We start from the raw sequence: 12332 nt of genomic DNA on the forward strand, positions 1-12332 counted from the left end.
GCTCCAGAGTTCGTCCACTAAAGAGTAGGATAAAATGCTACCGTTCGCAATTGGTCATCGGCGGTGCGGCTGTCCGAAAAAAGTCACCAAAGCGTGTTGAAAAAGCGGGCGCTCCGCCCTGACAATTTGGACGCGACCGTCCTACATTCGAATTCCAACCTCAAGGAGTTCCTTATGGCCGACCTCAGTGCTTTTCCGATCACCACCCGCTGGCCCGCTCAAAATCCCGATATCATTCAGCTTTATTCGCTGCCGACGCCGAACGGTGTGAAGGTCTCCATCGCGCTCGAGGAGCTCGGTCTGCCGTATGAGCCGCATCTGATTTCCTTCGGTACCAACGACCAGAAGACGCCGGAATTCCTCTCCCTCAATCCCAATGGCCGTATTCCCGCGCTCATCGACCCCAATGGCCCGGATGGAAAGCCGATCGGCCTGTTCGAATCCGGCGCGATCCTCGTCTATCTCGCCGAAAAGACCGGCAAGCTTATTCCGGCCGATGCCGCCGGACGCTACGAGACGCTCGCATGGGTGATGTTCCAGATGGGCGGCGTCGGGCCGATGTTTGGCCAGTTCGGGCATTTCTTCAAATTTGCCGCTGACAAGGTCGCCAACAATTCCTATCCGATGGAGCGTTATCGCGACGAGGCCAAGCGGCTTCTGGGCGTGCTGGAAGCGCGTCTCGAAGGCCGTCAGTGGCTGATGGGCGACCAATATACCATCGCCGATATCGCCACCTATCCGTGGATCGAGGGCGCTCGAAAATTCTACGGCGGTGCCGATGTGCTGGAGTATGCAAGCTTCCCGAATGTCATGGCCTGGGTCGATCGCGGCCTTGCCCGTCCTGCAGCCCAGAAGGGCATGGAAATCCCCAAGCGCGATTGATCGCGCCAGATCGTGCCGTCCGTCCGAGTTGACGACACTCGGGCGGACAGGCTACGTCTGAGGAAAAGAAGCATTCTCGACGGGTGAACAAACGTGACAGGCAGACTTGTTGTTGTGGGCGGCGGTCAGGCCGCTTTTGCGTTGGTGGCCAAATTGCGGGCCTTGAAGGACGAGCGGCCGATCACGATCGTTGCGTCGGAAGCAAGCCACCCTTACCAGCGGCCACCTCTCTCGAAGAAATATCTGCTGCGCGAAATGGATCTCGACCGGCTGCTGTACCGGCCGGAAAGCTGGTACGGCGAGCACAATATCGATATCCGCCTTTCCACGTCGGTCACGGCCATCGACCGGTCTTCAAAGACAGTCACCCTCAGCGACGGCGCGACGCTTGAATACGATGTGCTGGCGCTCGCCACCGGCTCGACCCCGCGCAAACTGCCGGCGAGTGTCGGCGGTGATCTCGATGGTGTCTTCGTGGTGCGCGATTTCACCGATGCCGACCGTCTTGCCGATGAAATGAAGCCCGGCAAACATGCCTTGATCGTCGGTGGCGGCTATATCGGCCTTGAGGCGGCAGCCGTTGCGCGATCGAGTGGGCTTGACGTGACCGTCATTGAAATGGCCGACCGTATCCTGCAGCGGGTCGCGTCGGTTGCAACGTCCTATCTCGTCAAGGACATCCATACATCGCGCGGCGTCGATATCCGCGAAGGCACTGGCCTTGTCCGGCTGGTCGGCACCGATGGCCGGGTGACATCCGCTGAGTTGACCGACGGTAGCACCATCCCGGTCGATCTGGTCATCGTCGGCATCGGCGTGACCGCCAATGACGCGCTGGCGCATGCCGCCGATCTGGAGGTTGCCAATGGCATTGTTGTCGATTGTTTCGGCCGGACCTCGGATCCCGCCATTCATGCGATGGGCGATTGCGCCGTGCTGCCTTGGAATGACATGCGCATCCGGCTGGAATCGGTCCAGAACGCCGTCGACCAGGCCGAAGCCGTGGCGGCGCTCTTGGCTGGCGGCGAAGCGCCCTATGAGCCAAAGCCGTGGTTCTGGTCGGATCAATATGATGTCAAGCTGCAGATCGCCGGCTTTGGCCACGGTCATGATGAGACGGTGGTGCGCAAAGGGCAGCGCGAAGGCAGCATCTCTGTCTGGTATTTCATGGACGGCAAGTTGATCGCCGTCGATGCGCTCAACGATGCCAAGGCTTATGTCACCGGCAAGAAGCTGCTCGATCTTGGCCTGACGCCTGACCGCATGGCCCTGGAGGACCCGCAGATTGACCTGAAGACGCTTCTGCCGTAACGGCCAAGCGGTTCCTTCCCCGCTTATTGATGATGGGTGAAAACGTGTCTGCGCGCTTCCAGCTGGAAGTGGGGGAAGAAGAACACGCCGAGGATAGAGCCCGAATAGCGCTGTTCCAACCCTGTGGATTCGCCGATGCAGAAAACCGGTTGTTTCTGACCGGAGGACAGGATGATCGTGGTCGAGAAGCAAAAAGACGAGGAGGTGGTTGCCGCCTGCTCGAAAAGCGCCAGTACATGATTGCGGTCGGCGCTGTCGTAGCAGCGGACCAGATTGAGCAAGCCGCATTCGGCCTGATTGAGGCCGTGCATGGCAGCTGCACTTTCGCCAAGACGGAACAGGCCGTTCGACAGGTCGCCTGACCATCCCTCGGAAAAGCAGAATTGGCCGAGCATCTCCAGCCCGCTTTCACCACGGGCAAATGAATCCGCGCCGGGCGGCTGTAAAAGGCCTGTTCTTGCAATTTTAAACAAGGCGGACCCCGGTATATTCACAAAATCCGAAATTCATTCGTCTGTTCCCGTAAGTGTTCACAAGAAACAATTTCCATCTTCTCAACAGAACTGTACGGCGCGAAAATATATGACGAGGCGTCGTTTGCTGCAGAAGATAGAAAGCTCAATTTTCAGGTCTTGGGCACGTTTATCGGCAAGACGAAATAAATTGTATGCGAGGAAAATCTATAAGCTTTGTGGTCTGGAATCAAAAGGATGTTGGGCAGACGGTTAATACGGAAAAATTGAACTGTCTTATTGTTAAATCGTCCGAATTCTTGATCCCTGTGAATCTGTGGTTCACTTGGTGCGCTTTTATAATTGCTTTTTCTCGCGCTTCAATGGTGTTTCGAGAAATATTTTGTGATCCGAGATAAATAGTCCCGATTGCACCGATTTAGCCAAAATACAATCAGAACATGATCCGGGCGTGTGGGCGCTGAGCCTGCCGCTTTTGCGTGGAATAGCTTGTCAACCCACCAAGCAAGAACGAAAAAAGGGCAGACCTTGCGGCCTGCCCCTCTCCAATCCGGAAACCCGGAAAGCTTTATGGTCGTCATTCGTACTAAGGCAAACGCCTTATTACATCATGCCGCCCATGCCACCCATGCCGCCCATGTCAGGCATACCGCCGCCGGCGGAATCCTTCTTCGGAGCTTCGGCAATCATGGCTTCAGTCGTGATCAGCAGCGAAGCAACCGAAGCCGCGTTCTGCAGAGCTGTACGAACGACCTTGACCGGATCGACGATACCCATGGCGATCATGTCGCCATATTCGCCGGTCTGGGCATTGTAGCCGAAGTTGTCGGTGTCGCTTTCGAGGATCTTGCCGACGATGATCGAACCTTCGTCGCCTGCGTTTTCAGCGATCTGGCGAACCAGCGACTGAAGCGACTTGCGAATGATGCTGATACCGGCGTTCTGATCGTCGTTTGCACCCTTGATGTCGAGGACGACGGAAGCGCGAAGCAGGGCAGTACCACCACCAGGAACGATACCTTCCTGAACGGCAGCGCGCGTTGCGTTCAGCGCGTCGTCGATACGGTCCTTCTTTTCCTTGACTTCGATTTCAGTCGCACCGCCGACGCGGATAACGGCAACGCCGCCAGCGAGCTTGGCAAGACGTTCCTGCAGCTTTTCGCGGTCGTAATCGGAAGTGGTTTCTTCGATCTGGCCCTTGATCTGAGCAACGCGGCCTTCGATTTCGGCCTTCTTGCCAGCGCCATCAACGATGGTGGTGTTTTCCTTGGAGATCGAAACCTTCTTCGCACGGCCGAGCATTTCGAGCGTAACGTTTTCCAGCTTGATGCCGATGTCTTCGGAGATAACCTGGCCACCGGTCAGGATCGCGATGTCTTCGAGCATGGCCTTGCGGCGATCGCCGAAGCCTGGAGCCTTGACAGCAGCAATCTTCAGGCCGCCACGCAGCTTGTTGACGACCAGCGTAGCAAGAGCTTCGCCTTCAACGTCTTCCGAGATGATGAGGAGCGGCTTGCCGGTCTGAACGACGGCTTCCAGAACCGGAAGCATTGCCTGCAGGTTGGAGAGCTTCTTCTCATGGAGAAGGATGTAAGCGTCTTCCAGTTCTGCAACCATCTTTTCAGGGTTGGTTACGAAGTAAGGGGAGAGGTAGCCGCGGTCGAACTGCATGCCTTCGACGACTTCAAGCTCGGTTTCGGCGGTCTTGGCTTCTTCAACCGTGATGACGCCTTCATTGCCGACCTTCTGCATCGCTTCAGCGATGTACTGGCCGATTTCCTTTTCGCCATTGGCGGAGATCGTGCCGACCTGGGCCACTTCTTCCGAAGTGTTGATCTTCTTTGCCTTGGCAACGAGGTCCTTGACGACGGCTGCAACAGCCAGGTCAATACCGCGCTTCAGGTCCATCGGGTTCATGCCGGCTGCAACAGCCTTGCCGCCTTCGCGAACGATGGCCTGGGCGAGAACGGTAGCAGTCGTCGTGCCGTCACCGGCGATGTCGTTGGTCTTCGAAGCAACTTCGCGGACCATCTGGGCGCCCATGTTCTCGAACTTGTCTTCGAGTTCGATTTCCTTGGCGACGGAAACGCCGTCCTTGGTGATGCGCGGTGCGCCGAAGGACTTGTCGATGATGACGTTGCGGCCCTTAGGACCGAGCGTTACCTTGACTGCGTCTGCGAGGATGTCGACGCCGCGCAGCATCTTTTCGCGCGCGATGCGGCCGAACTTAATTTCTTTGGCTGCCATGTTAAAAACTCCCGGGCTGATGCCCAATTGGTTTTATGGAAAGTGGAAAGGTGGCAATCGGCTAAATCAGCCGATAACGCCCATGATGTCGGCTTCCTTCATGATCAGAAGGTCTTCGCCGTTGAGCTTGACTTCTGTGCCGGACCACTTGCCGAACAGGATACGGTCGCCAGCCTTGACGTCGAGCGCGATGAGAGCGCCCTTGTCGTCACGGGTGCCGGTGCCGACAGCGACGATTTCGCCTTCCTGCGGCTTTTCCTTGGCGGTATCCGGAATGATGATGCCGCCCTTGGTCTTGGCTTCAGCCTCGATACGGCGCACGACAACGCGGTCATGCAGCGGGCGGAAATTGGTGCTTGTCATTGTCTAATCCCTCGATCAAATGACTTCACGGGTCGTCTTTGCGGCCCGATGGATGGATGTTAGCACTCCTATTGCTTGAGTGCTAGCGACTTGCAGATAAGGATGGCCGCGAGGTGAGTCAAGAACGGGCTGTCGAAAATATTTCATCGATCATGGTTATCTGACTGGCATGTTCTTGACCCAACAACACGACCTGAATGTGACACCCGTCCATCCTTCCTTCACTGAGACCGCAAAAGTCTGGGCAAGGATCGGATTGCTGAGTTTCGGCGGTCCGGCAGGGCAGATTGCGCTGATGCACCGGGAACTGGTGGAGGAGCGCCGCTGGATCTCGGAAAGCCGGTTCCTGCACGCTTTGAATTTCTGCATGCTCTTGCCAGGGCCCGAGGCACAACAGCTCGCCACTTATATCGGCTGGCTGCTGCACGGCACGCGCGGCGGCATCGTTGCGGGGCTGCTGTTCATCCTGCCGGGTTTTATTGTCATCCTTGGCCTGTCGTCGGCCTATGCGGTCTTTCACGAGAGCGGCTGGTTGACCGGCCTGTTCTTCGGCCTGAAGGCAGCGGTGCTGGCAATCGTCATAGAGGCCGTCATCCGTGTTGGCCGCCGGGCGCTGAAAACCCGCTTTGCGCTCATCGTCGCGGCGCTCGCCTTCGCCTTCCTGTTCTTTTTTGATCTGCCTTTCCCGCTCGTCGTGCTGGCAGCCGGCATCGCCGGATACGTCGCCACGCGCCTGCAGCCGGCAACAGGTGAAAAAGCGATTGCCGCTGCAGCGAAACAAGCTGCAGCCGACAGGCCTTCGGTCATAGACAGCAGCTTTCCCGATGTTGCTTCAAGCTGGAAGCGCACGATTCAGGTTCTTGTTCTCTGGCTCATCCTCTGGATCACGCCGTTTGTCATTATCGGAGCGATGCTCGGGTTCGGGACCGTCTACACCGCCATCGGCCTGTTCTTCTCCAAGATGGCCGTGGTGACCTTTGGCGGTGCCTATGCTGTTCTGGCCTATGTCGCCCAGCAGGCTGTCGAGACCTATCATTGGCTGAAACCCGGCGAAATGCTGGATGGATTGGCACTGGCGGAAACCACCCCCGGTCCGCTGGTACTGGTTCTGTCCTTTGTTGGCTTCATGGCGGCCTTTCGCGCACCGCTCGGTCTTGATCCGCTTGTGTCCGGCTTGCTCGGCGCCACGCTTGCCACATGGGTGACCTTTGTGCCGTGTTTTCTCTGGATCTTTCTCGGTGCGCCCTATGTTGAGGCTCTGCGCAACAACCGGGCCCTGTCCGGCGCGCTTGCGGCGATCTCGGCGGCGGTCACCGGCGTCATCCTCAATCTGGCCGTCTGGTTCGGTCTGCACGTTGTTTTTTCCAGTGTGGATCGCTTTGTGGCAGGGCCTGTTTCCATGCCGCTTCCCGCTTGGCAGACATTCCAGTTGCCAGCTTTCGGCTTGGCGTTTTTGGCAGCCGTACTGCTGTTTTTCTTCAAGCGCGGCGTCGTGACGACGCTGGCCATCTGTGCGGTTGCCGGTTGGATGATCCGGGGATTTTAGCGGTTACAGCTCGGTCCACGCCGGAAACCTTGGAATTCAGCCGCCATTTTCCGGATGGAGACTTGTGTTTTCAACGCCTGCCTGCGATGTCAGCCCGACCATTTCTTTTCTGCGGGAAGCCAGCATGGCCGTTCGGATCAACAGTTTTCGCGACATTGCCAGCCGTTATGATGTCGTGCTCTGCGATGTCTGGGGCGTGCTGCACAATGGTGTCGAGGCGTTCAAGGGCGCTTGCGAAGCGCTGACCGAAGCGCGCGCCAAGGGTCTGACGGTTGTTCTGATCACCAATTCGCCCCGCCCGCATCCCGGCGTTATCGTCCAGATCCGTGGCCTTGGCGTGCCGGATAGTGCCTATGACCGCATCGTCACATCCGGCGATGTCACCCGCGCGCTGATCTCAGCCGGTCCGAAGAAAGTCTATTTCATCGGTGCGGAAAAGGATCTGCCGTTGCTCGAGGGCCTCGGCGTCAGCATGGTTTCTTCCGAGGAGGCGGAGATCATCGTCTGCGCCGGCTTTTTTGATGACGAAACCGAGACTGCCGAGGACTATCGCGCCACGCTCTCAAACCTTGCCAAGCGTAAGGTGCCGTTCATCTGCGCCAATCCGGATCTGGTCGTCGAGCGTGGCCACAAGCTCATTCCCTGTGCTGGCGCCATCGCCAAGGTCTATGAGGAGCTTGGCGGCGAAACCCGGATTTCCGGCAAGCCCTATGTGCCGATTTATCGCGCGTCCCTGACGGAAGCCAAGGCCGTGCGCGGCGGGCTCGACCTGTCACGGGTGATCGCGGTCGGCGATGGCATGCCGACGGACGTCAAGGGCGCACAGGATTTCGGTCTCGATGTTCTCTATATCAGCGCCGGTATCCATGCGGCTGAATACATGACTGCTGAAAAGACCGACGAGACCAAGCTGACGGCATTCCTGAAGAACGAGGGTGCCACGCCAAAATGGTGGATGCCGAGACTGGCGTGACGCATTGAGCGTGATTGACCTGCACTGAGAGATGACTGGCTAACAGACATGACGGTTTTTCATCGTAACGAGACCCGCGAACCTCTTCCAGAAGCGCTGCGCGGCGGGGTCATTGCCATCGGCAATTTCGACGGCGTACATCGCGGCCATCAATCGGTGCTCGACAGGGCACTGGAAGAAGCGCGGGCGCGCGGTGTTCCGGCCCTTGTGCTGACGTTCGAACCGCATCCGCGCAGCGTCTTTCGGCCGGACCAGCCGGTTTTCCGCCTCACACCGGCGCCGTTGAAGGCGCGTATCCTCGAAGGCATGGGCTTTGCCGCTGTCATTGAATATCCGTTCGACCGCACCTTCTCGCAGCTGTCCGCATCCGACTTCATCCGCTCGATCCTGATGGACTGGCTGCATGCCGGCCATGTGGTCACCGGCTTCGATTTCCATTTCGGCAAGGGCAGGGAAGGTGGCCCTGCCTTCCTGATGGCCGCCGGTGGCGAAAACGGTTTTGGCGTGACGCTGGTTGACGCTTTTCGCGACGAGAATGCCTCGGTGATTTCCTCCAGCCATATCCGCGGACTGCTGGGTGAGGGCGACGTTTCCCACGCGGCCGGTTTGCTCGGTTATCGCTATACGGTGGAATCCGAAGTCATTGACGGCAAGAAGCTCGGCCGGACGCTCGGCTACCCCACCGCCAACATGCAGCTCCCGCCGGAAGTCGAACTCAGGAATGGCATTTACGCCGTGCGCTTCCGCCGTGCTGATGGCAGTATCCACGACGGCGTCGCCAGCTTCGGCAAACGCCCGACGGTCGATAGCGACGGTGTTGCGCTGCTCGAAACCTTCGTCTTCGATTTTTCCGGCGATCTCTACGGCGAAATCTGTTCCGTCTCTTTCTTCGGCCATCTGCGCGACGAGCTGAAATTCGAAGGCCTCGATCCGCTGGTGGTGCAGATGAAGCAGGACGACGCCGAAGCCCGCGCCTTGCTCTCCGGCGTCAAGCCGCTCAGTATGATCGACAGTAAAATCGCATTCGGTCTGGATGCACACTCGTAAAGGATGATCCCGATGGCCACCACGCCCCGCCGGCCCGTCAGCGCCATGGATGCCGCCGAAGCTTTGTTCAAGCCGGTCAAGAAGGCACCGGCGGCGCCCGTCGAAAAGCGTGCTCTGCCGGAAACCAAGGAACTCGTGTCGATCAAGCTCGACAGCGCCATCCTGCACTATTTCCAGGACGACGGTCCGGGCTGGCAGGATCGTATCAACGACGCGCTGCGCGCCGTGATGCTGGCAAACCCCAAGGACTGAGTTTGCGGTTTTGCGGCGCGATCACAAGATACGGCCGTGCCGATGCACAATCCTGCCCTGTGCGCCGCTAGCCTCTTCCTTTTCGCGCGAAAACCGCTTAAACAACCGCCACCATGACCCGATATCGTCGATTGATACGTGATCAGCGAATTATTGGCCCGGCCTTCCCAGCGCTTTGATAGCCGCCGGAAGGTCCGGGTTTTCGGCGTTCGACATGAGCGCCACCGTTTCCCTTATGATATCCCGTTCGCATGCGCGGCGACACGCGCCCAGATATGATTGCTGAAACCATGACCGATACCGCTGACAAGCTTGATTATTCCAAGACACTCTATTTGCCGGAAACCGAATTCCCGATGCGCGCCGGTCTGCCGCAGAAGGAGCCGGAAACGGTTGCCCGCTGGCAGGAGATGGGCCTCTACAAGAAGCTCCGCGCCTCTGCCGCCGGCCGCGAAAAGTTCGTGCTGCATGACGGCCCGCCCTATGCCAACGGCAACATCCACATCGGCCATGCGCTGAACAAGATCCTCAAGGACACCATCACCCGCTCGTTCCAGATGCGCGGTTTTGATGCCAACTATGTTCCGGGCTGGGATTGCCACGGCCTGCCGATCGAATGGAAGATCGAGGAAGCCTACCGCGCCAAGGGCAAGAACAAGGACGAGGTTCCGGTCAACGAGTTCCGCCAGGAATGCCGCGACTTTGCCGCCAACTGGATCAAGATCCAGTCGGCCGAGTTCAAGCGTCTGGGCATCGAGGGCGACTTCGACAATCCCTACACGACCATGGCCTTCCATGCCGAAGCCCGTATCGCTGGCGAACTCCTGAAGATCGCCAAGAGCGGCCAGCTCTATCGCGGCTCCAAGCCGATCATGTGGTCGGTGGTCGAGCGCACCGCGTTGGCGGAAGCCGAGGTCGAGTATGCCGATATCGAGAGCGACACGATCTGGGTGAAGTTCCCTGTTCTCGAAGGGCCAGAAAGCCTGAAGGCCGCCTTCGTCGTCATCTGGACCACGACCCCCTGGACTATCCCGGGCAACCGCGCGATCGCCTATTCGTCACGCTATCCCTATGGTCTGTTTGAGGTCGAAAGCGCAGAGAACGATTTTGGGCCTCAGCCGGGCGAACAGTTGATCTTTGCAAAGCGCCTTGCTGATGAATGCGCTGCAAAGGCGAAAGTAACGCTCAAGCTGGTCCGCGATGTTACGGCGGAAGAGTTGGGCGCGATCACCTGTGCCCATCCGCTTGCTGCCCTCGGCTACGACTTCAAGGTCCCGCTTCTGAATGGTGATCACGTCACCGACGAGGCGGGTACCGGTTTCGTCCACACGGCGCCCGGCCATGGTGCCGATGACTTTGAAGCCTGGATGGACAATGCCCGGGCTCTCGAAGCGCGTGGTATCTCGTCGAAGATCCCGTTCACTGTCGATGATGCCGGCTTCTATACGACCGATGTCCCGGCTTTCGGCCCGGATCGCGAAGGCGGTGCTGGCCGGGTCATGGATGACAACGGCAAGAAGGGTAATGCCAACGAGCTCGTCATGAAGGCGCTGATCGAGGCGAAGACCCTCTTTGCCCGCGGTCGCGTGAAGCACAGCTATCCGCATTCGTGGCGCTCGAAGAAGCCGATCATCTTCCGCAATACGCCGCAATGGTTCGTCTATATGGACAAGGATCTTGCCGACGGTACGACGCTGCGCTCGCGCGCCCTATCGGCCATCGACAACACCCGCTTCGTGCCGGCAGCCGGCCAGAACCGCCTGCGTGCCATGATCGAGAACCGTCCGGACTGGGTGCTGTCGCGCCAACGCGCCTGGGGCGTCCCGATCGCCGTCTTCGCCGACGAGCAGGGCGAAGTGCTGATCGATGAAGCTGTCAACGCCCGCATCATCGAGGCCTTCGAGGCCGAAGGTGCGGATGCATGGTTCGCAGAGGGTGCCAAGGACCGTTTCCTCGGCAATGATCATGATCATGCCAAGTGGATGCAGGTCATGGACATCCTTGATGTCTGGTTTGACTCAGGCTGCACGCACACCTTCACGCTGGAAGACCGTCCGGACCTGAAATGGCCGGCCGACGTCTATCTCGAAGGCTCCGACCAGCACCGCGGCTGGTTCCATTCGTCGCTGCTCGAAAGCTGCGCGACGCGCGGCCGTGCGCCTTACAATGCCGTCGTCACCCACGGGTTCACGATGGACGAAAAGGGCGAGAAGCAGTCGAAGTCCAAGGGTAACGTCGTTGCCCCGCAGGACGTGATGAAGGAATCGGGCGCCGATATCCTGCGCCTCTGGGTCGCCACCACCGATTACTGGGAAGACCAGCGTCTCGGCAAGGCGATCATCCAGACCAACATCGACAGCTATCGCAAGCTGCGCAACACCATCCGCTGGATGCTCGGCACGCTGGCGCATGACAAGGGTGAAGACATCGCCTTTGTCGATATGCCCGAACTCGAACGCCTGATGCTGCACCGCCTGTCGGAACTCGACCAACTGGTGCGCGAAGGTTACGACGCCTTCGATTTCAAGCGCATCGCCCGCGCGCTGATCGACTTCTCGAACATTGAGCTGTCGGCCTTCTATTTCGACATCCGCAAGGACGCGCTCTATTGCGACGCGCCGTCGAGCCCGCGCCGCCGTGCAAGCCTTGCGGTTATCCGCAAGCTGTTCGATTGCCTCGTCACCTGGCTCGCCCCGGTTCTGCCGTTCACCACGGAAGAAGCGTGGCTGTCGCGTGATCCGTCGGCTGTCTCGGTGCATCTGGAACAGTTCCCGTCCGTGCCGACCGAATGGCGCGACGAGGCACTGGCTGAAAAGTGGAAGAAGATTCGCACGGTGCGCAAGGTCGTCACCGGGGCACTCGAAGTCGAGCGCCGCGACAAGCGGATCGGTTCTTCGCTTGAGGCGGCCCCCGTCGTCCATGTCGGCGACGCCGATCTGTTGGCTGCAATCGATGGCGAGGACTTGGCGGAAATCTGCATCACCTCGGCGGTGACGATCGTTGCCGATGCCGGTCCGGCAGAGGCCTTCCGGCTTGATGATGTTGCCTCGGTCAGCGTCGAGCCGACACTTGCCGAAGGCGTCAAATGCGCCCGGTCCTGGCGCATTACCGCTGATGTCGGCTCCGATGCAGCGTTCCCTGACGTATCGGCGCGTGACGCATTGGCGCTGCGTGAGCTCGGTTACGCTTCTTAAGGGATTGTTTACCGGGTGAATTGCGTAATTGCGGTTCATCCGGT

10 protein-coding genes are annotated in these 12332 nt (G+C 58.9%); 7 read left to right on the forward strand and 3 right to left on the reverse strand.

Translation table 11 applies throughout. The features are described 5' to 3' along the window. The first annotated feature begins 174 nt into the window (after positions 1-174). Positions 175-882 carry a glutathione binding-like protein gene (locus R6X40_RS08410; protein WP_318412600.1) on the forward strand — a complete coding sequence of 236 codons (708 nt, stop codon included), beginning with the start codon at positions 175-177 and terminating at the stop codon, positions 880-882. 93 nt (positions 883-975) lie between these two features. Further along, entirely contained in the window at positions 976-2193 is a 1218-nt protein-coding gene (locus R6X40_RS08415) for an NAD(P)/FAD-dependent oxidoreductase (protein WP_318412602.1), read from the forward strand. A 23-nt stretch (positions 2194-2216) separates the two neighbouring features. Here the strand turns inward: R6X40_RS08415 and R6X40_RS08420 are convergent, their stop codons facing one another. The 3 genes from R6X40_RS08420 to groES form a co-directional block, all read right to left on the reverse strand. Further along, positions 2217-2666, reverse strand: coding sequence for a hypothetical protein (locus R6X40_RS08420; protein ID WP_318412604.1), 450 nt, complete (start codon positions 2664-2666; stop codon positions 2217-2219). A 603-nt stretch (positions 2667-3269) separates the two neighbouring features. Continuing rightward, the gene (gene groL, locus R6X40_RS08425) at positions 3270-4913 is read right to left on the reverse strand and encodes a chaperonin GroEL (RefSeq protein ID WP_318412606.1); all 1644 of its coding nucleotides are present in this window, start codon (positions 4911-4913) and stop codon (positions 3270-3272) included. 66 nt (positions 4914-4979) lie between these two features. After that, positions 4980-5276 carry a co-chaperone GroES gene (gene groES, locus R6X40_RS08430; protein ID WP_275789194.1) on the reverse strand — a complete coding sequence of 99 codons (297 nt, stop codon included), beginning with the start codon at positions 5274-5276 and terminating at the stop codon, positions 4980-4982. A gap of 175 nt (positions 5277-5451) precedes the next feature. Here groES and chrA point away from each other — a divergent pair, with 175 nt between their 5' ends. The 5 genes from chrA (at position 5452) to ileS (ending at position 12288) form a co-directional block, all read left to right on the forward strand. Continuing rightward, the gene (gene chrA, locus R6X40_RS08435) at positions 5452-6822 is read left to right on the forward strand and encodes a chromate efflux transporter (RefSeq protein ID WP_318412610.1); all 1371 of its coding nucleotides are present in this window, start codon (positions 5452-5454) and stop codon (positions 6820-6822) included. A 124-nt stretch (positions 6823-6946) separates the two neighbouring features. Beyond that, entirely contained in the window at positions 6947-7795 is an 849-nt protein-coding gene (locus R6X40_RS08440) for a TIGR01459 family HAD-type hydrolase (protein ID WP_318412612.1), read from the forward strand. A 48-nt stretch (positions 7796-7843) separates the two neighbouring features. Further along, a complete protein-coding gene (locus R6X40_RS08445; RefSeq protein WP_318412614.1) occupies positions 7844-8842 on the forward strand; it encodes a bifunctional riboflavin kinase/FAD synthetase in 999 nt (332 codons plus the stop codon). Positions 8843-8854: 12 nt separating this feature from the next. After that, on the forward strand, positions 8855-9094 hold the full coding sequence (locus R6X40_RS08450; RefSeq protein WP_318412616.1) for a BrnA antitoxin family protein: 240 nt from the start codon (positions 8855-8857) through the stop codon (positions 9092-9094). 290 nt (positions 9095-9384) lie between these two features. Next, a complete protein-coding gene (gene ileS / locus R6X40_RS08455) occupies positions 9385-12288 on the forward strand; it encodes an isoleucine--tRNA ligase (RefSeq protein ID WP_318412618.1) in 2904 nt (967 codons plus the stop codon). Positions 12289-12332 lie beyond the last annotated feature (44 nt).

The sequence above is a fragment of the Rhizobium sp. PL01 genome, assembly GCF_033447125.1.
Lineage (GTDB): Bacteria > Pseudomonadota > Alphaproteobacteria > Rhizobiales > Rhizobiaceae > Pararhizobium.

Coding starts and splice junctions, on each gene's coding strand:
- R6X40_RS08410 (WP_318412600.1), top strand. CDS start 175: ATGGCCGACCTCAGTGCTTTTCCGATCACCACCCGCTGGCCCGCTCAA.
- groL (WP_318412606.1), bottom strand. CDS start 4,913: ATGGCAGCCAAAGAAATTAAGTTCGGCCGCATCGCGCGCGAAAAGATG.
- groES (WP_275789194.1), bottom strand. CDS start 5,276: ATGACAAGCACCAATTTCCGCCCGCTGCATGACCGCGTTGTCGTGCGC.
- R6X40_RS08440 (WP_318412612.1), top strand. CDS start 6,947: ATGGCCGTTCGGATCAACAGTTTTCGCGACATTGCCAGCCGTTATGAT.
- R6X40_RS08445 (WP_318412614.1), top strand. CDS start 7,844: ATGACGGTTTTTCATCGTAACGAGACCCGCGAACCTCTTCCAGAAGCG.
- R6X40_RS08450 (WP_318412616.1), top strand. CDS start 8,855: ATGGCCACCACGCCCCGCCGGCCCGTCAGCGCCATGGATGCCGCCGAA.
- ileS (WP_318412618.1), top strand. CDS start 9,385: ATGACCGATACCGCTGACAAGCTTGATTATTCCAAGACACTCTATTTG.